This window comes from Chloracidobacterium sp. (genome assembly GCA_016720705.1).
Lineage (GTDB): Bacteria > Acidobacteriota > Blastocatellia > Pyrinomonadales > Pyrinomonadaceae > OLB17.
Map to the genome: position 1 here is coordinate 1,075,313 of JADKKB010000007.1, position 17,825 is coordinate 1,093,137.

Annotated in this window: 18 protein-coding genes; 13 read left to right on the top strand and 5 right to left on the bottom strand. The window is 52.6% G+C overall.

All coding sequences use genetic code 11. The features are described 5' to 3' along the window. Positions 1–65: 65 nt before the first annotated feature. The 8 genes from sufC (at position 66) to IPQ00_12105 (ending at position 8,640) form a co-directional block, all read left to right on the top strand. Positions 66–818, top strand: a complete 753-nt coding sequence (sufC, locus tag IPQ00_12070) for a Fe-S cluster assembly ATPase SufC (GenBank protein ID MBL0241294.1) — start codon at positions 66–68, stop codon at positions 816–818. Further along, positions 819–1,421, top strand: coding sequence for an isoprenylcysteine carboxylmethyltransferase family protein (locus IPQ00_12075; protein MBL0241295.1), 603 nt, complete (start codon positions 819–821; stop codon positions 1,419–1,421). Continuing rightward, positions 1,422–3,521: a glycosyltransferase family 39 protein gene (locus IPQ00_12080; protein MBL0241296.1), complete on the top strand. Its 2,100-nt coding sequence runs from the start codon at positions 1,422–1,424 to the stop codon at positions 3,519–3,521. A gap of 2 nt (positions 3,522–3,523) precedes the next feature. Next, on the top strand, positions 3,524–4,657 hold the full coding sequence (sufD, locus tag IPQ00_12085) for a Fe-S cluster assembly protein SufD (protein ID MBL0241297.1): 1,134 nt from the start codon (positions 3,524–3,526) through the stop codon (positions 4,655–4,657). Positions 4,658–4,751: 94 nt separating this feature from the next. After that, positions 4,752–5,972, top strand: coding sequence for a cysteine desulfurase (locus IPQ00_12090; protein MBL0241298.1), 1,221 nt, complete (start codon positions 4,752–4,754; stop codon positions 5,970–5,972). A gap of 77 nt (positions 5,973–6,049) precedes the next feature. Next, a complete protein-coding gene (locus tag IPQ00_12095; protein MBL0241299.1) occupies positions 6,050–7,750 on the top strand; it encodes a formate--tetrahydrofolate ligase in 1,701 nt (566 codons plus the stop codon). A gap of 36 nt (positions 7,751–7,786) precedes the next feature. After that, entirely contained in the window at positions 7,787–8,236 is a 450-nt protein-coding gene (locus IPQ00_12100) for an SUF system NifU family Fe-S cluster assembly protein (protein ID MBL0241300.1), read from the top strand. Further along, positions 8,236–8,640, top strand: coding sequence for a group III truncated hemoglobin (locus IPQ00_12105; GenBank protein MBL0241301.1), 405 nt, complete (start codon positions 8,236–8,238; stop codon positions 8,638–8,640). The genes IPQ00_12100 and IPQ00_12105 overlap by 1 nt, the downstream gene beginning before the upstream one ends. Here the strand turns inward: IPQ00_12105 and IPQ00_12110 are convergent. Continuing rightward, entirely contained in the window at positions 8,576–10,093 is a 1,518-nt protein-coding gene (locus tag IPQ00_12110; GenBank protein MBL0241302.1) for a glycerol-3-phosphate dehydrogenase/oxidase, read from the bottom strand. The genes IPQ00_12105 and IPQ00_12110 overlap by 65 nt on opposite strands. A gap of 176 nt (positions 10,094–10,269) precedes the next feature. On the opposite strand from IPQ00_12110, the gene IPQ00_12115 reads away from it, so the two are divergent. Further along, positions 10,270–10,809, top strand: a complete 540-nt coding sequence (locus IPQ00_12115) for a DUF2585 family protein (GenBank protein MBL0241303.1) — start codon at positions 10,270–10,272, stop codon at positions 10,807–10,809. On the opposite strand, the gene IPQ00_12120 is transcribed toward IPQ00_12115, so the two are convergent. The 4 genes from IPQ00_12120 to IPQ00_12135 all read right to left on the bottom strand — a co-directional run bounded on the left by IPQ00_12120 (position 10,806) and on the right by IPQ00_12135 (position 14,051). Beyond that, entirely contained in the window at positions 10,806–11,597 is a 792-nt protein-coding gene (locus IPQ00_12120; protein MBL0241304.1) for a hypothetical protein, read from the bottom strand. The two genes, IPQ00_12115 and IPQ00_12120, sit on opposite strands and share 4 nt — an antisense overlap. A 5-nt stretch (positions 11,598–11,602) precedes the next feature. Next, positions 11,603–12,130, bottom strand: coding sequence for a DUF4149 domain-containing protein (locus tag IPQ00_12125; protein ID MBL0241305.1), 528 nt, complete (start codon positions 12,128–12,130; stop codon positions 11,603–11,605). Between the two features lie 69 nt (positions 12,131–12,199). Then, positions 12,200–12,976, bottom strand: a complete 777-nt coding sequence (locus IPQ00_12130; protein MBL0241306.1) for a WecB/TagA/CpsF family glycosyltransferase — start codon at positions 12,974–12,976, stop codon at positions 12,200–12,202. Between the two features lies 1 nt (position 12,977). Continuing rightward, a complete protein-coding gene (locus IPQ00_12135) occupies positions 12,978–14,051 on the bottom strand; it encodes a glycosyltransferase family 4 protein (GenBank protein MBL0241307.1) in 1,074 nt (357 codons plus the stop codon). Positions 14,052–14,208: 157 nt separating this feature from the next. On the opposite strand from IPQ00_12135, the gene IPQ00_12140 reads away from it, so the two are divergent. The 4 genes from IPQ00_12140 (at position 14,209) to IPQ00_12155 (ending at position 17,718) form a co-directional block, all read left to right on the top strand. Next, complete coding sequence (locus tag IPQ00_12140; protein ID MBL0241308.1) at positions 14,209–15,705, top strand: sugar transferase; 1,497 nt, start codon at positions 14,209–14,211, stop codon at positions 15,703–15,705. Beyond that, positions 15,702–16,547 (top strand): peptide chain release factor N(5)-glutamine methyltransferase, encoded by an 846-nt coding sequence (prmC, locus tag IPQ00_12145; protein MBL0241309.1) that lies wholly within the window; start codon positions 15,702–15,704, stop codon positions 16,545–16,547. Before IPQ00_12140 ends, prmC begins: the two co-directional genes overlap by 4 nt. A 194-nt stretch (positions 16,548–16,741) precedes the next feature. After that, positions 16,742–16,933, top strand: a complete 192-nt coding sequence (locus tag IPQ00_12150; protein ID MBL0241310.1) for a hypothetical protein — start codon at positions 16,742–16,744, stop codon at positions 16,931–16,933. A gap of 221 nt (positions 16,934–17,154) precedes the next feature. Continuing rightward, the gene (locus tag IPQ00_12155) at positions 17,155–17,718 is read left to right on the top strand and encodes a NifU family protein (GenBank protein MBL0241311.1); all 564 of its coding nucleotides are present in this window, start codon (positions 17,155–17,157) and stop codon (positions 17,716–17,718) included. Positions 17,719–17,825: the final 107 nt, after the last annotated feature.

A 17,825-nucleotide genomic window follows, 5' to 3' on the forward strand; every position in this document is an offset into this window, starting at 1 on the left:
ACGTTCAGGAAAAATACTAATTAATTGCGAATCATAAATATTAAAGTTAAAGAGACCATATAAAAATGTTATTAGAAGTTAAAAATCTACACGCCGGAATCAACGGCAAAGAAATATTGAAGGGCCTGAATCTCGAGGTCAAAAAGGGCGAGGTCCACGCCATTATGGGGCCGAACGGGTCGGGTAAATCGACGTTGTCAAAAGTTCTCGCAGGGCATCCGTCATTCGAGGTGCTCTCAGGGAGCGTATTGTTTGACGGCAAAGACCTGCTCGAACTCGATCCTGACGTTCGTGCACGCGAGGGCGTTTTTATGGCATTTCAGTATCCGGTCGAGGTGCCCGGCGTATCAAATTCGCAATTTCTGCGGCTCGCCTATAACCAGAAAGCTCTCCATCACGGCCTGGAAGAACTCGATCCGCTTGAGTTTAACGACTATCTGAAGGAAAAGGCCAAGATCGTCGAGATGGATCCGCAGTTTTTCAAGCGTTCGGTCAACGAGGGGTTTTCGGGCGGCGAGAAAAAGCGTAATGAGATACTCCAGATGGCCGTGCTCGAGCCTAAACTCGCGATCCTCGATGAGACCGATTCAGGCCTCGACATCGACGCTCTTCGCATCGTCGCTGAGGGAGTCAACAAACTCCGTTCGCCCGAGAATGCGATCATTCTCGTGACGCACTATCAACGGCTTTTGAACTACATCCAGCCTGATTTTGTACACGTCCTCGCGGACGGCAAGATCGTCAAAGAAGGCGGCAAGGAACTCGCCGTCGAGCTCGAAGAAAAGGGCTACGATTGGGTGAAAGGTGTGGGCAAATAGGTGAGCGAAGCCCTGAGGATCATCTTGCCGCTCTATCTGGTGGCATTCTTTATGATCGCTTTTGTTGGGCGCTCGTATCTCGTGTGGAAACGCACGGGTATAAATCCTTACGTCGTTCGCAAAGCCGGACGGCCGATCGACTTTATCGAGGGGCTATATCGACTTCCGCTTATATTGATCCTGATCACGACGCTTGTGTACTCGCTGGCACCGCAGTTTTACGAATATACAGCACCCATTATTTGGCTTGATGGCCCGGGCGTCAAGATCGCGGGCCTCACGCTGATGGCAATCGCTTTGGCCTGGACCGCTATGGCCCAGATGCAAATGGGCAAGTCCTGGCGTATCGGTATCGACGCTGATAATAAGACCGATTTGGTCGAAATAGGTTTATTCGGCGTTTCGCGAAATCCGATCTTTCTCGGTATGCGTCTCGCTTTGTTCGGATTTTTACTATCGCTGCCGAATGCGTTGACACTAGCGTCCGTTGCTATGGCAGACACATTGATGCAGATCCAGGTGCGGCTCGAAGAAGAATTTTTGACGAAAACTCATAAAGATCAATATATCGAGTTTTGCGGCCGTGTACGCCGCTGGATATAAATGACACAGGATAGATCAAACAAGCAGACTCTTGCAGCGGCCGCTTTTGCGGTCTTTGCGGTCGTTTGTCTGATCGCTTTTCTGGCTGGCCGAACGGCTGATATTTGGCAACTGCAAATACTTGCCGGCAATCTCGGGGGAGGCCCGTTGATCGGGGCCGAAGGCATTTGGCAAAGTGCGGCCGGATCTATTTTCGCCGTTTTGATCGGCGTTGCGTGGTTTGGGTTGGGAAGTTTCGTATCCTTCCTCATTCCCGCGACTCGATCAGCAAACCACTCGCATGTGCTGGAACTCGCGTCGAAGATCGCTATCGGTTCGGCCTTTTGGTCATTGATATGGTTTTTTCTGGGGCTCGCGGGTGCCTACTCGGGAACGACTGCTGTGGCGACACTCGTCATTGGCCTTGTCCTCGCCGGCCTCAATGTGAGTCGGATCCGCGAAGCAAAAAGTGAAAGCCGCGTGCCCGAACGTGCGGGAGCGTTCGACAAAGCGTTGCTGCTGCTGATCGCCGTTCCCGTGGTGCTCGCGCTAATTTCCGCCGCCGCGCCGCCGACTGCCAAAGACTCGCTGCTCTATCATTTATCGGTGCCAAAGGCTTTCATCGCTCAGGGCAGCAATACATTTGTCGAGGGCAATATCGCGAGCTATCTTGCACTCGGGACCGAGATGCACATCGTCTGGGCGAGACTCCTTGGCGGCATTTTCAGCGAACGAACGGCCGAGGTCGCTGGGACGATAGTCGTGTGGTTATTCTTTCCATTGCTGCTCGCCAGCATTTTTGGTTGGGCTCGCGAGACCGGAATTTCGCGACGATGGTCGCTGATCGCCGTGCTAATGGCCGCGTCAGTTCCGACGGCGTACCACGTTGCATCGAGCGGATATATCGACATCGCTCTCGCTCTATATATAACGCTTGCGATCTATAGTTTATGCCGTTGGTGGGGCCAGCCGTCGAACGCGACGGCTAGCGCAATTGCCATCTTTCTCGGTGCCGGACTGGGCGTCAAAATGACAACGGTGTTTGTGATCGCGGCATTTGCGTTGGTCGTCTTACTCCGTGCGAGAAATGCGGCGGACACAGGCAAGATCATCGCTACCGGATTTGGATCGCTCATTCTCGCCGGTGCGATCGCCTCGCCCACCTATATTCGGACTTGGGCCGTGACGGGTTCGCCCGTGTTTCCATTCTATATGAGCATCTGGCCGGGCACGGCCGCAGGCTGGGATGTTGAGCGTTCGAACCTATTCCAAGGAATGAACGCACAATACGGTGGTGCCGAGTCCAACAAGGCAAATTATCTGACTGCGCCCGTTCGCGTGTCGGTGATGGCTCAACCGGAGGAACCCGCAAATTACGACGGCGTTCTCGGCGTCGCATTTTTGATCGGGCTGCCGCTGCTCATCTGGGCATTGTGGAAACTCGAAATCCCGACTGAGGCGAAGATCGCGGCCGGAGTTGCGGGCGTGATGTATCTATTTTGGCTGTTTTCGAGTGCGCAATTGCGATACTTGCTGCCGATAGTCCCGGCGCTTGCAATTGCGATCGCCGCGTCAGTTGAGGCATTTGGCGATAAACTGCGCGGCATCGCCCAGTACGCATTTGCCGCGTCAGCGTTGGCCGCAACACTGACTGCCGTGGCTTGGTTCTGCCAAAAGGCACCGCTTCGGGTCGTGCTGGGCGGCGAGACTCGCGACGAGTATCTGACACGAAACCTCGATTATTATCCGTTCTATCAGGCCGTTGATACTGATACGCCTAAAGACTCAAGCGTCTGGCTGATCAATATGCGGCGTGATACTTACAACATCGAACGATCGGTCTATTCGGATTATCTTTTTGAAGATTGGACCCTGCGAACACTCGTTTGGGATTCCGCGAATATCGGCGAAGCTCGTGCAAAGGCCAAAGCACTGGGCGTGCAATATATTCTTACGAGATACGATTTCCTCTTTAATTACGACCGCTCAACGTTGGTCGATGACAAAAAGCCTCGTAGCGAGAATGAGTCGAAGCTCAAGATGGCCAAGGATCTGCTTTTGGATCCGGCGGCGACGATCAAAAGTGACAATAAATTTAGTTTAGTTAGGTTAGGTGCGTAAAAATGAGTAGTACGACAGCAGTAATGGAGACACAGTTTACAAAGCAGTTCACCGAGTTTCGCTCGACCGTTGGCGATGACGCGATGACAAAGTTACGTGATGCGGCATTCGCATACTTCGAATCGGTGGGATTTCCGACCGTTCACGAAGAAGATTGGAAATACACTAATGTTGCGTCACAGGTCGCGGGTCAGTGGACGATCCAAACGAGCGGAAACGCGAGTGTGGACGAACGGGCATCTGATTTCGACTACAAGCGCAATGGATTCACGGCTCTGAATCTAGCGTTTGGTGAATTTCAGATTATCCGAATTCCAAAAGAAACGAGCGTTGCGGAGCCGATCGAATTGAATTTTGCGGCGGAGGACGGCACCGCGATATTCCCGCACATCATCGTTGTCGCCGAGGCCGGGAGCAAGGCCACGATCGTCGAAACATATGCATCGACTGCTAAAGGATTTACGAGCAGTGCAATGCAGATCGTGGTCGAGGAAAATGCGAATTTGACGCATTATCGCGTGCAGAAAGACGCGGCCGAAGCTTTTAACTACAACGTGACGGAAGTTGAGGTTCGCGGCGGCGGCCATTACGATTCGACGAGTATCAATCTCGGTGCCGCACTTTCGCGACACGACATCGAATTGAAGTTTACTGCCGAGGGCGGCGAGGCTTGGGTTGACGGCCTCTATATGTTGGGCGGCAGTCAGCATCACGACACACACTCGATCATCGATCACACCGTGCCGAATTGCCTTTCGCATCAGACCTACAAGGGCGTGCTGAACGAGCATTCGAGGGGTGTTTTTAACGGAAAGGTATTTGTCCGAGCAAATGCACACGGCACCGACGCTCAGCAGTCGAATAAGAACCTTTTGCTATCGAATGACGCTCGCATCGACACCAAACCGCAGCTCGAAATTTACAACGACGACGTAAAATGCGCACACGGTGCGACCGTCGGACAGATCGAGGAAGAAGAGTTGTTCTATCTGCTGACCCGCGGTCTGCCGCCGACGCTTGCCAAAAATTTGTTAACCTACGGCTTTGCCGAGGAAGTGATAAACAAGATCGAGATCGACGCGATAAAGGCCGAACTGGACGCGATGGTACTGAATAGGCTGGGAACGGAAATATAACCACCGAGGACACAGAGAGCTCAGAAATCTCTGTATCGTCGAATGAAATCTTGGAAATCAATTCCGGCGGTGCTCTCTGTGGTGAATTAATCTTATGAATTTTGACGTAGAAAAGATTAGAAAGGATTTTCCGATACTCGCGACTGAGGTTAACGGCAAACCGCTAGTGTATCTCGATAACGCGGCATCGTCGCAGGTGCCGCAGTCGGTGATCGACCGCACTTCAAAGTACCTCGCCGAGGAACACTCGAATATTCATCGCGGCGTGCATTATCTGTCACAACACGCGACCACCGCGTATGAGGCGGCCCGCGAAAAGGTAAAGCGGTTCATCAATGCTCCGGATGTGAATTGCTGTATCTTCGTTCGCGGGACGACAGAGGGTATCAATCTCGTGGCATACAGTTTCGGCAAGGGATTCATCAATGAGGGCGACGAGATACTCGTCTCGCAGATGGAGCACCACTCAAATATCATCCCTTGGCAGGTCGCCGCCGAGGAACGCGGTGCGAAGATCGTCGTGATCCCGATGAACGAACGCGGCGAACTGATAGTCGAGGAATACGAACGCCTGCTCAACCAGCGGACAAAGATCGTTGCCATCGGACACGTTTCAAACAGCCTCGGTACGGTCAATCCGGTCAAGGAAATGATCGCAACGGCTCATAAATTGGGAATTCCTGTTTGTGTCGATGCCGCCCAGAGCGTACCGCACTTTCCGGTCGATGTGCAGGATCTCGACGCCGACTTTTTTGTATTTTCGGGTCACAAAATGTTTGCACCGACCGGCAGCGGCGTGGTTTATGGCAAACGCGAGTGGCTCGACAAGATGCCGCCATATCAGACCGGCGGCAGCCAGATCCGTACCGTGAGTTTCGAAAAGACGACCTACGCGCCGCTGCCGGCAAAGTTTGAAGCCGGAACGCCGGCCATCGCAGCGGGGATCGGGCTTGGAGCGGCGATCGACTATATAAATTCGATCGATTTCGAGGCTGCCGCCGCGTACGAACACGAATTGCTGGAATACGCGACACAGCTTCTCTCTGATATTCCTGAAGTCAAAATAATTGGCACGGCCGCGGAGAAAGCAAGCGTTGTCTCGTTTACGATCGAGGGCATACACCCGCACGACATCGGCACGATCCTCGATCAGCAAGGGGTCGCGATCCGTGCCGGCCACCACTGTGCTCAGCCGGTAATGGAGTTTTTTGACGTTCCGGCCACGGCTCGTGCAAGCTTTGCTTTTTACAATACGCGTCAAGAGGTTGAGAAGCTCGCCGATGCGATCCAAAAGGTCATAGAAGTTTTTGCCTGACAACGACGGCAAAATTTTCGGTGCCGTTTGTGAGTTTCGTCACATTACTAAAACGGAAATCAGAGGATACTCTCGATATGCAATCTGACCTCTATATCGCTCAACACGCTAAACTTCGCCCAATTTCTGAAATAGCCGAACAACTCGGCCTCGGCCCTGATGATTTTGACATCTACGGGAGCCCATACATAGCCAAACTCAGGCTCGACATCCTGGACCGGATAAAGGATCGGCCCAACGGCAAGTATATTGACATCTCAGCCATTACGCCGACACCGCTCGGCGAGGGCAAATCGACCACACTGATCGGACTCGGCCAGGCGATGAAACACCTCGGCAAAAAGTCTGTCGTAAGCCTGCGGCAACCGTCGCAAGGGCCGACTTTCGGTATCAAGGGCGGTGCTGCCGGCGGCGGCTATGCTCAGGTCGTGCCGATGGAGACGTTTAACCTCAATCTAACGGGCGATATCCACGCCGTCACCGCTGCAAATAATCTACTCGCGGCGATGATCGACAACAAACTGCTCCGCGGCAATCCACTCAATATCAATCCGCACAGCATCACCTGGAAACGCGTGGTGGACACCAATGACCGGGCACTGCGTAAGATCATCGTCGGACTCGGAGGCCGTATGGAAGGCGGCATTCCGCGTGAGACGGGATTTGATATCGCCGTCGCATCCGAAGTGATGGCAATACTCGCTCTGACCACGTCATTGCAGGATATGCGCAAGCGATTTGGCCGCATCGTCGTCGGTATGACGCACGATAAAAAGCCCGTGACGGCCGAGGAGATCGGTGCCGCGGGAGCGATGACCGTGCTTATGCGAGACGCAATTCGTCCGACTATAATGCAGACGCTCGAAAACACGCCCGCGCTCGTACACGCCGGGCCGTTTGCCAACGTCGCTCACGGCAACAGCAGTATCCTGGCCGATCTGATAGGTATTAAGACGGCAGATTATCTGATGACCGAATCCGGATTTGGTGCGGACATCGGCGCTGAAAAATTCTTTAATATTAAATGCCGTTACAGCGGATTGGTGCCTGACGCGTGTGTGATCGTCGCGACCATCCGCGCACTGAAATCGCATAGCGGTAAATACAAGATCGTCGCCGGCAAACCGCTCCCGCCGGAGATGCTCGAAAACAATGTCGCCGATGTCGAGGCCGGTGCAGCCAATCTACGTAAACAGATCGAGAATGTCAGGCACCACGGTGTCACGCCGGTGGTTGCGATCAACGCGTTTGAGACGGACCACCCTGAGGAGATAGCGGCAGTGAGGCGGATCGCGATCGAATCGGGAGCCCTCGGGGCAGCGGTTTCGAACCATTGGTCCGATGGCGGTAAGGGTGCGATCGAGCTTGCGGAAATGGTCATCGCTGCGGCGGATCAGCCGAGCAACTTTAAGTTTTTATACGATCTCGATCAGCCGATCAAGACCAAGATCGAAATTATCGCCCAAAAGATCTATGGCGCAGCAGACGTGTATTTCGAACCGTTCGCAGACCAGCAGATCGCCTCATACGAGGCGAACGGATTCGGTAATTTGCCGATCTGTATGGCAAAAACTCACCTTAGTCTGAGTCACGACCCCAAGCTAAAGGGTGCGCCGACCGGTTTTACGCTGCCGATCCGCGAAGTGCGGGCCAGCGTCGGCGCGGGATTTATTTATCCGGTTTGCGGCGATATGCGGACAATGCCCGCTCTGCCCGAACATCCGGCAGCAGAAAGGATCGATATTGATGCCGATGGCAACATTGTTGGCCTTTCCTAACTAGGTTATGTCGTTCGGGCATAATAAAATATATTTATGTCCGAATTGAGTGATCTGTATCAGGAAGTAATTTTAGAACACAACAAGAATCCGCGAAATTTTCGTGAGATAGAGGACGCAGATCAGACCGCCGACGGAAAAAACCCGTTATGCGGCGATGCTCTGCGTGTGTACGTGTCGATGGACGGCGATAAGATCGCAGACGTCTCCTTTAAGGGTTCGGGCTGCGCTATTTCAAAGGCATCCGCGTCGATGATGACCCAAGCCGTAAAGGGTAAAACGCGAGATGAGGCCGAAACCATCTTCAATGAGTTTCACGAAATGGTAACTGGCGGCCTCGACATCGAAACTGACGAGAACACGCTCGGCAAACTAAAGATATTTGCCGGCGTACTCGAGTTTCCCGCTCGTGTAAAATGCGCAAGCTTGAGTTGGCACACGCTTCACGCCGCACTTGCGGGCGATGATGCGGTCACCACCGAATAATGGCCTCCGACATCAATTCGCGCCGGGATATCGAACGGTTGATCGATCATTTCTACTCGATCGCTGTCAATGACGCGGTCATTGGACATCATTTTACGCTGATGGATCTCGATGCCCACAAGCCCATAATGTGTGATTTTTGGGAAAAGACGATCCTTGGACGTCCCGTCTATTCCGGCAACCCTCTGCTCGTACACCAGACATTCGATGCTCGAGAGCGGATGGAACCCGGGCATTTTGTCCGTTGGATCGAAATTTTTGTCGAATCCGTGGATAAATTTTACTCCGGCGAAAATGCGGAAGCGGCAAAATTGCGAGCGCGAATGGTCGCGGACAGCATCAATCAGCGTCTGAATCAAGACCATCGCCTAACGGAATTAGATAATCACGGGCGAGCGTACTAAATTCGTCGATCTGGCGTTTTACCCAATCATCATCTTTTTGCAATTCTAACGCTAAAATCTCTGCGACTAACGGAGCGATCTCGATCGCCGCAGTTGCGTTCAGGAATAAGGCTCTTGAGCGGCGGGCGAGAACATCCTCGACGGTCCGGGCCATCTCAGACCGAACGGACCTGATCACATCATCCTCCGTAAGATCGATCTCCTGATGCAGTTGCCGCCCATTTCCCGATCGTTCTTCGTGATCGATCGTTACACTTTCAGTAACCGACGGTTGAACATCCAGTCCGCCGACTTTAGCGGCATTGTCGATCGCATCTTCGGCCATTCGCCGGTACGTCGTCCACTTTCCACCCGTAATCGTCACGAGTCCCGCGGCGTCGATAAATATATCGTGACTACGCGAGATCGACGAGGTTCGATCATCAGACCCTGACGAGATCAATGGCCGAACTCCGGCAAAAACACTCCGGACATCTGCTCGACCGGGTGCGGAGGTCAAGTACTTCGCCGCAGTTTCGAGTAGAAAATCGATCTCGGAGGCGAGGGCTTTTGGCTCGAGTGTCGCCGAGTCGATGGGCGTATCGGTCGTGCCGACCAGCGTATATCCTTGCCAGGGAATACAGAACAGAACCCTGCCGTCACTTGTTTTGGGGATCATTATTGCCGTCTCGGCAGGCAGAAATCTGCGGTCAATGACAAGATGAACGCCCTGAGCAAACTTGATCAGCGGGACAGCGGACGGATCGCTCATTTTACGAACCGGATCCGTAAAAACTCCCGTTGCATTGACCACCGAACGCGATCTAGCAGTCATCTTTTCACCGGTCTCGACGTCGATGAACGATACTCCGGTTGCTCGGCCCGATCGATCTTTGGTAATACCCGTAACTATTGCGTAATTGAGGAGACACGCACCGTGCGATGCCGCCGTCTTTACGAGATCGACGAGCAATCGAGTATCGTCAAATCGCCCGTCAAAGTAAACAACTCCGCCGACAAGTCCTTTAGACACAAAAGTTGGGGAGATCTGCAAGGCCTCAGCCCGCGACACGATGCGCGACCTCGGCAAGGCATATTTGCCGGAGAGAATGCCGTAAGCTTTGAGCCCGATACCGTAAAACAACTTCTGCCATCTGCTATAGCAAGGCACTATAAACGCCTGTTCCTTTACGACATTTGGGGCATTGCGAAGCAGTATGCCGCGCTCGCGCAGAGCCTCGCGGACGAGCGGGATATCGCCTTGCCGGAGATATCGGACGCCACCGTGGACCAACTTGGTACTACGGCTCGATGTGCCCTTGCCGAAATCGTGCTGCTCAAGCAGCAGTACCGAATATCCGCGCGTCGCCGCATCGACGGCACAACCTACGCCGGTAGCTCCGCCGCCAATGACGATGACGTCCCACGGAGTGTTTTTATCGCGAATGGTCGCGGTGATCGTATCTCGTTCCATCGGGCGCGGATCTAACGGGTCTAAGTTTAGCAGACTGTCGGCGGGTTGGCTGTTTGATGCTCGCAGCTCATCTCCCTTGCTAATATATCGCTTTGCCACGACAATGTGACGATATGAGTGCGGACGATCCGATCAAACAGAGTCTGTGGGCCGACATTACCGATAACCGATACGCGATGGCCACGTATCTGATGATGGTCGTCGCGGTCGTCGTAATACTGCAGATGCAGGGCCGCGTATGGTGGTGTCAGGCCGGTGATATGGTTCCCTGGGCGTGGAATATATGGTCAACACACAATTCTCAGCACATCATCGACCCGTACTCATTCACGCACGTACTGCACGGCGTTATAGAATTTTGGCTGATCGGGTTTGTATTCAGGCGAATGCCGATCGTATGGCGTTTGGCTCTCGCGATATTTATTGAGAGCTCGTGGGAAGTCGCCGAGAACTCTACTATGGTGATCGAGCGATATCGCGCGGCGACCATTTCGCTCGATTATTTTGGCGATTCGATAATCAATTCGATCGCCGACATTGCCTGTTGTGCGACCGGATTTGTAATAGCCTACAAGCTGAAGTTTTGGCGTTCGCTGTTGCTATTCCTGACTACCGAGGCTCTCCTGATCGTGTTTATCAAAGACAGTCTGGTCATCAACATCATAATGCTGCTGTTCCCTATCGACGCGATCAAAAACTGGCAAATGAGTCCTTAACGCTCACCGCGTGCGGCCTCGACCTGGCTTTGTTGGATCACGCTTAGCTTACGCGAACCCGGTTGATCAAAGGTCTCCATCAATCGTAATGTCTCGTCCACAATACGGAGTTGATACTCGGGCCAATTTGGTTCGCCGGCGACGGAGCCAAAATTGCCTTTGTAGTAGGCAGTTCGCGGCGGCCTGACCTGATCGGTGATCTTTGAGTCGACCGATATGTTGATCGTCGGGATCCCGCTGGCTTCGATAGCACGGGCAACGATGCCGAGAGTCTGATGGCAAAGTTTCGAGGCGGGTATCAACAACACGGCCTGAATTCGGTAAAATTTTATTCGGTCGACCAAGCTTGGGGCCAGTATTTCGGCGACGGCGTTAGCATCAGGTATGAAACTACTTACGCTCCACCACGCGCTATTCAGACTGCCCAGCACCGAGTTTGCCTGATACTCGAGTAGTCGGTCGATCGGGATAAGTGAGTTTCTGTCTTCGCCGACGGCCTTAGGATCGTAACCCTTCGCGGCATATAGAAGGTCCGCCGCTTCGATCTCGACCGGTATCTCGCGATACGACGTATCGCCGCCCTTGGATTCGAGATCGAATGCCTCGGTACCGTTAATGTACGCACCGGCAGACGAAATAAGGCCGAGATTCATCATCGGCAACGCTCGCCGTACCGGCGTGAATGGAGCGTGAATATTTTCGATCCACGGATAACCCGTCAGGTCTTCGTTAGCATTCCAACGGCCAAAACGAGTCGAAAACTCGCCCGATCTTTCTATAAGTTCCATATAGTCTATATCTTAAACTCTTTCTGAAAATCGTAAACATCTGATGCGGCAGAACTTTCGGTGCCGAATCTCCGATTAGCGATAATAAAGAAAGCGATCAAAGCAGCGATCATACCGGCAAATAAAACCCAAACCGAATACTCGTGAAGAGTGTTGAATTGAATTCGCAAAGGGTCGTCGACGGCAACATCATCGATCGGACGGCCAAGCTGGAGTCTGATAGATGACAACCAAAAGCCGATCACAAATTGACCGACGGCACACGACGCGGCAATCACAAGCAGCAGAAACCTTTCGACCCACAACCATAACTGCGAGATCCGCGACGAGGCGATCAGCGACGTCAGGATCAACACCACCGAGATAATTAGCCCTGAATAATTTATGATCGCCAACGTCCGATTGACGACGCTTCCGGCCAATTCGCGTGTCGGCAATACCGCGAACGAAGATTGTGCGACGCCTATAAAGAAGACGGCGGCACCCAACCAGATCGCCAAAAATAGAAGCCTAATATCCGAGAAAAATTTCATTTATCCGATGCGTCCGCAAGCCTGTATTATCTAGCTTTTTGTCCAAAAGGGCAAAGCACGACGTACGACCTAGCGTTCAAATCGTTTGAGGCCGGTCAACTGTCCGATCGTCAGCAGAATGAACCGCGGATTCAGTACTAGATATCGATACCACAACCGCCGCGGCTCCTGCGTAAGCCGAAATAGCCATTCGAGCCCGAAACGGCCAAGCCAGGGCGGACATTCGCGAACATTACCGGCAAAAAAATCGAACGACGCACCAACGCCGAGCATTACCGAATCAACACGGTCGCGGTGAGCGTACATCCAGTTTTCCTGCTTCGGACACCCCAATCCCATAAACAGAAGGTCCGGCCGAACGCGGTTTAGTTCGTCGACGATCGCGGCATCCTCTGCCTCCGATAACGGTCGAAATGGCGGCGAATAAGCATACGAGACCTTTAGATCCGGAAACTCGTCCGCCGCGCGATGCTTGATCGCATCAATGACCTCCGGAGCGCCGCCATAAAATCCTACCGTCAACCCTTTTTCCTGAGCGAAATGGCAAAGTGCGATCATCAGATCATTGGCACGCACCCTTGATGCCGATCGACCGCCCTGAAGACGCTGCATCCAGACCAGCGGCATACCGTCGGTCACGATAATGTCTGCGCTGTTTACCTTGTCACCGAAGTCGGGATCATCGTACGACTCCATCACCATATGAACGGTCGAAAAACACACGTACGCCCCGGTATCGCGTTGAACGAGTTCATCGATCTTGCCGATCAACGCATCACTTTCGCAAATATCGGGAAACAAGCTAACCACTCGCAGTTGTTTTTGCTTTCGTTCGGTAAGGTTCATTTTAACTGTCGTCAACGGCCCGTAAATATATCGAGTCGAGTGCGGCAAAATAGTCGTCGGACGAGAATTTATCTGCTACCGTTTTTCTAGCGGCGTCACCGATCATAGGCCAATCTTCACGCGCCGCAATTACCTTGGAAAGGGTCTTGGCAAGCGCATCGGCGTCGCCCGATGGCACGATAAAACCGTTTTCGCCGTTATCGATCACGGCGGTGATCGATGCATTGTCCGATGCTATAACGACGCACCGACACGCCATTGCCTCAAGCATTGCCATCGGCATTCCCTCGCCGTAAACGGACGGCAGGACAAAAATATCACTTGACGCAAGCGTCGCCCATTTCTCCGTCCCCGCAACCACACCGCGATATTCGAACGCAGTCTGAAGTTCGTCGGTCATCGCATCAACGAACCATTTCCGCTCAGGCCCGTCACCGCAACATCTTAGGATAAACTCGGTTCCGGAGCGATGCACTTTGCCACAAGCTTCTGCCAACTGGCGAATGCCCTTTGACTCGTGGATACGGCCGAGAAAGACGACTACCGGCACGTTATTTGACCGCTCGATCAGCGGAGCATTTCTGCGATCGACAGCATTTGGCAATACGGTCAGTTCAATATTCGGCCAACGGCGGGAAAGTGACGCTCTTTCGATCTCGCTCAGGACAATGACCGCCGCGGAGTGTCTGAGCATAAATCCGATCGCCCGATCGACGCTTGCGCTCGCAGGCCTGCTCATAAGGTATTTGCCGCCGTGAATAGCAAGAATGACCGGCCGACGGGCAACCCGGCCAACCAATAGCAACATTAGGTCGCGCCAGATCGAGAGGTTGGTCAACGCGGTATTCAGGTGGATCAGGTCGGGCTTTGAGCGAATTACCGCAATCAGAAACCGCAATGGCAACGCGATCTGCTTCAACGCCCATCGAGCTCCTTTTCCCTCGCCATCGGTGCTTCCCGCGACAAAATGCGTGTATCTCGACGGGCAATTTTCAATGATCTGCCGCACCACCGTTGAGATTCCGCTGACATTGCGGGTTTCGTCTAGTTCTGGCGCGGTGATGAGAATTTTCATTGAACAAACGAAAGAATATACCAATAGAAGTAATATGTCAGCAATGGGCTCGAAACCGCATTTGCATACCTTGGCCCATTAGCATAAAAAGTAAGTGGCGAATCTACGCCCGCCCGATACGATGTCTGACGCGAAAGCAGAAATTCCTAAAAACATTATGCCAACCTGGGTAATGCCGTTTGTTAAGCTTATCGCGCTTGTGATCGATGCGGGGCTTTCGGCGTTGAGCCTTTGGGCGGCATTTGTGGTGCGTCAGGGCCAGCCGATATTTGCCCCGGGATCGTGGTCCTGGTCAGCAGAGTTTGCACCATATTCGGGAATATTGTATTTTGCCGTGCCGGCCCGTTTGGCGATGCTGATCTATCAGCGGGCCTATCGTTTTGACGGTGCGTTTTCGTACTCGGCCGAGGCGATCCGGTACTTACAGGCAGCAACCGTGAGTTCGCTTTTGACCGTGGCATGGGCGTTTCTGTTCCGAGGCGGATTTGCCTACCGCGAATTCTCATATTCACGAAGTATTTTTATAGCAGACTTTTTCTTCTCGCTTTTGATGATCGGCGGATTTCACTTTGCGATCCGGCGTATTCAAGCCGGGCTTCGCGAACGCGGTATCAATCTGATCCCGACGATGATCGTAGGCACGTCGAACGAAGCGGTCCGGACCGTACAAGAACTTTCTGAACGCAAATATCTCGGTTATAAAGTGATAGGTCTGGTTGCGACCGGTGACTCCGCACCCGAGACGATCACACTGGACGGCGGAAAAATCATTCCGGTGGTCGGACACGTCCGAGACCTCGACTTACACATCGTCCGATACAGGATCCAAGAGGTGATAATCACCGATGACAGTTTCTCCGGTGATCGTTTGTTTGAGGCAATGATGAAACTAGGACGCAACCAGCGAGTGGAATTTCGCTTTGCGCCTAATCTTTTCAACGTATTGCCGCAAAAGACGAGCGTCGATCAGATCGGTGTCCTACCGATGGTCCGTCTTTTTCGTGAACCGCTGACAGACGTCCAGCGATTTGTAAAACGTCTATCCGATATCGTTTTGGCAATTGTAGCCGCGATCATTACGGCTCCGATCTGGCTGGCGGCCGCAATATTGGTACGGATCGATTCCAAGGGACCGCTGATCTACCGTCAGGAACGCGTCGGGATGGATGGCAGGATGTTTCTATGCTTTAAGTTTCGCTCGATGGCTGCCGACTCGGACGACGCGATCCATCGCGAAGCATATCAAAAGAATATTGTCGGCGACGCCGAGGCAAATGCCGGCAACGAAAGCTCACCGATATACGGCAAGGTGAAAAATGACCCGCGCGTCACTCGCGTCGGCTCATTCATTCGCCGCACAAGTATCGACGAATTACCGCAACTTTTAAATGTCATACGCGGCGAAATGAGCATAGTCGGCCCGCGTCCGCCGATCCCATACGAGGTCGAGGAATACGACATTTGGCACCGAAAGCGGCTCGATATGAAACCCGGGATAACCGGACTCTGGCAAGTGTCGGGCCGCAATCGCCTGACATTTGACGAGATGGTCAAGATAGATCTCTATTACATCGAGAACTGGTCCTTGCTCCTGGATGCCAAGATAATGTTACTTACGATACCTGCGGTCTTTCGCGGTGATGGGGCACGATGAACATCGCCGAGGCATTGGCCGCCGCGACTGAGCGGTTGGAAAATAGCGGAATACCTGAATCCCGCCGTGAGGCGGCGTCGCTGATAGCTTTTGCGATCGGCCGTGAACGCGTTTTTCTGATCGCGCATCCCGAGTATATTTTAACGGTTGACGAGACGGCGGCGATAGATGAATCGGTCAAGCGCCGCTCATCTCGGGAGCCGTTTCAGTACATTGTCGGCCGCCAGGAATTTTACGCTCTCGATTTTGAAGTCAGCCCGTCGGTACTGATACCACGCCCCGAGACGGAGTTGCTGGTTGCTCGGGCTATCGACGAACTCAGCAAGATAGATGAACCCCAGTTTTGCGAGATCGGCGTTGGTTCAGGCTGCATCTCAATTTCGGTGCTTTACAATGTTCCGAACGCAACGGCGGTAGGACTGGACATTTCGGAAGCTGCGTTGGCAGTCGCCCGAAAAAATGCCGATCGACACAATGTGCTTGGCCGCCTCGATCTTAGATCGTCAGATATTTACGGATCGCTGACGCCGCGGCAGTTTCACGCGATTCTCTCAAATCCGCCCTACATTCCCTCAAGCGATATGCCGGCCCTTCAACCGGAGGTCTCCGAGTTCGAACCGCGTGTCGCTCTGACAGATGGCGGATCCGGCATCGAGATCATAGAAAGGATCATCGCCGGGGCTCCGACATTTCTGCTAGATGGCGGCATATTGATGCTTGAGATCGGTGCCGGACAATCTGAGATCGTCTGTGAAATGTTCGATCCAATGGTCTGGCGTACCGTCATTGTCCTGCCGGATCTCCAGCAAATACCTCGAACGGTGATCGCCGTTAAAAAATGATTTGGGCGATCGGTTGATTTTACTTGCCTTTAACAACAAAGTGGCGTTAATATGAGGGTGAATTCCACAAGACGTTTGAAATGGTTCAGTTTGCGTTCGAAGTAGCTAGGTTTTTTCGGTAAGTAAGGTGCGAATGATATCGGCTGACAAACTTCGAATTTTCCGGCCCTATATCTAGATCGGAGGTGACTATTATGCTAAACGGTATTTTGGCGGTTCTTTCAGCAATAATTGCTGCGTTTTCATTCTATCAATACTCAACGAGTGGAGACAATAAACTTTACTTGGTAGTTTCGATCATCTTTCTGATCGCGTTTCTCGCACTGGGAGCAATGTTTCTCTCAAGCCGAGTTAACAAGACCGAGGACATTCATATCACTGAGTAATCAGAGCATCATCTTCCGGTTTATATCCGATGTTTATTTCCGGATATGAGTAGGGGCCTATTTTTGTTTTTGGCGGCCGTACTGGCGATCAGTGCGGCTGCCATTTTTGGATCTAATCGCACCTGGCACGGTGATCCCTAATTGGAAATCTAATGTTGACAATAATGTAAGGATTTATCATCCTATTAGTCTAGGCTTGTCTTTCAGGCCGTAGTTATTAGATGCCAAAGATCGCAGACATACAGGAAACGCCGAATCCGAACGCGGTAAAGTTCATTTTAAAGGAGCCGGTCTCGCACGGCACGTCCCACTCGTTCAAGTCGGCTGAGGCGGCGGCGGACGATCAATTCGCCCGCTCGATCTTTGAGACCGGATCCGTTGTCTCTGTATTCTATATGGACAAAATGGTCACGGTCGAAAAGACCGATGACGCTGAATGGGACGAGATACTACCGGAACTTGCCGTTCCGATCAGAGCGGCTGAGGCGGTTGCGACTAGCAAGGGCAAAGCTGCTGCTGCGATGGTCGGCGGAGCGATCGCCGCGGCCGCAAGTGACGACCCTAAGCTCGGTGAGATCAATGCCCTTCTCGACGAACGCATTCGTCCATATCTTGCGGGTGACGGGGGATGGCTGGAAGTACTCGAACTTGATAACGACATATTGAGGATCCGCTATGAGGGTGCCTGCGGCAGTTGCCCCAGTTCGCTTACAGGGACGCTGATGGCGATCGAAAATATGATCAAAGAAGAGATCGATCCCGCCATAACAGTCGTTGCTACCTAGTCAAAAACGCTACATTACCATTTCTTTATTTTGTTGAATCAAAAGAAATTCTTGACATAATTCGGTCAAATTGGTCATAATTTGTTTTGTGGCGGTTTACGCGTATC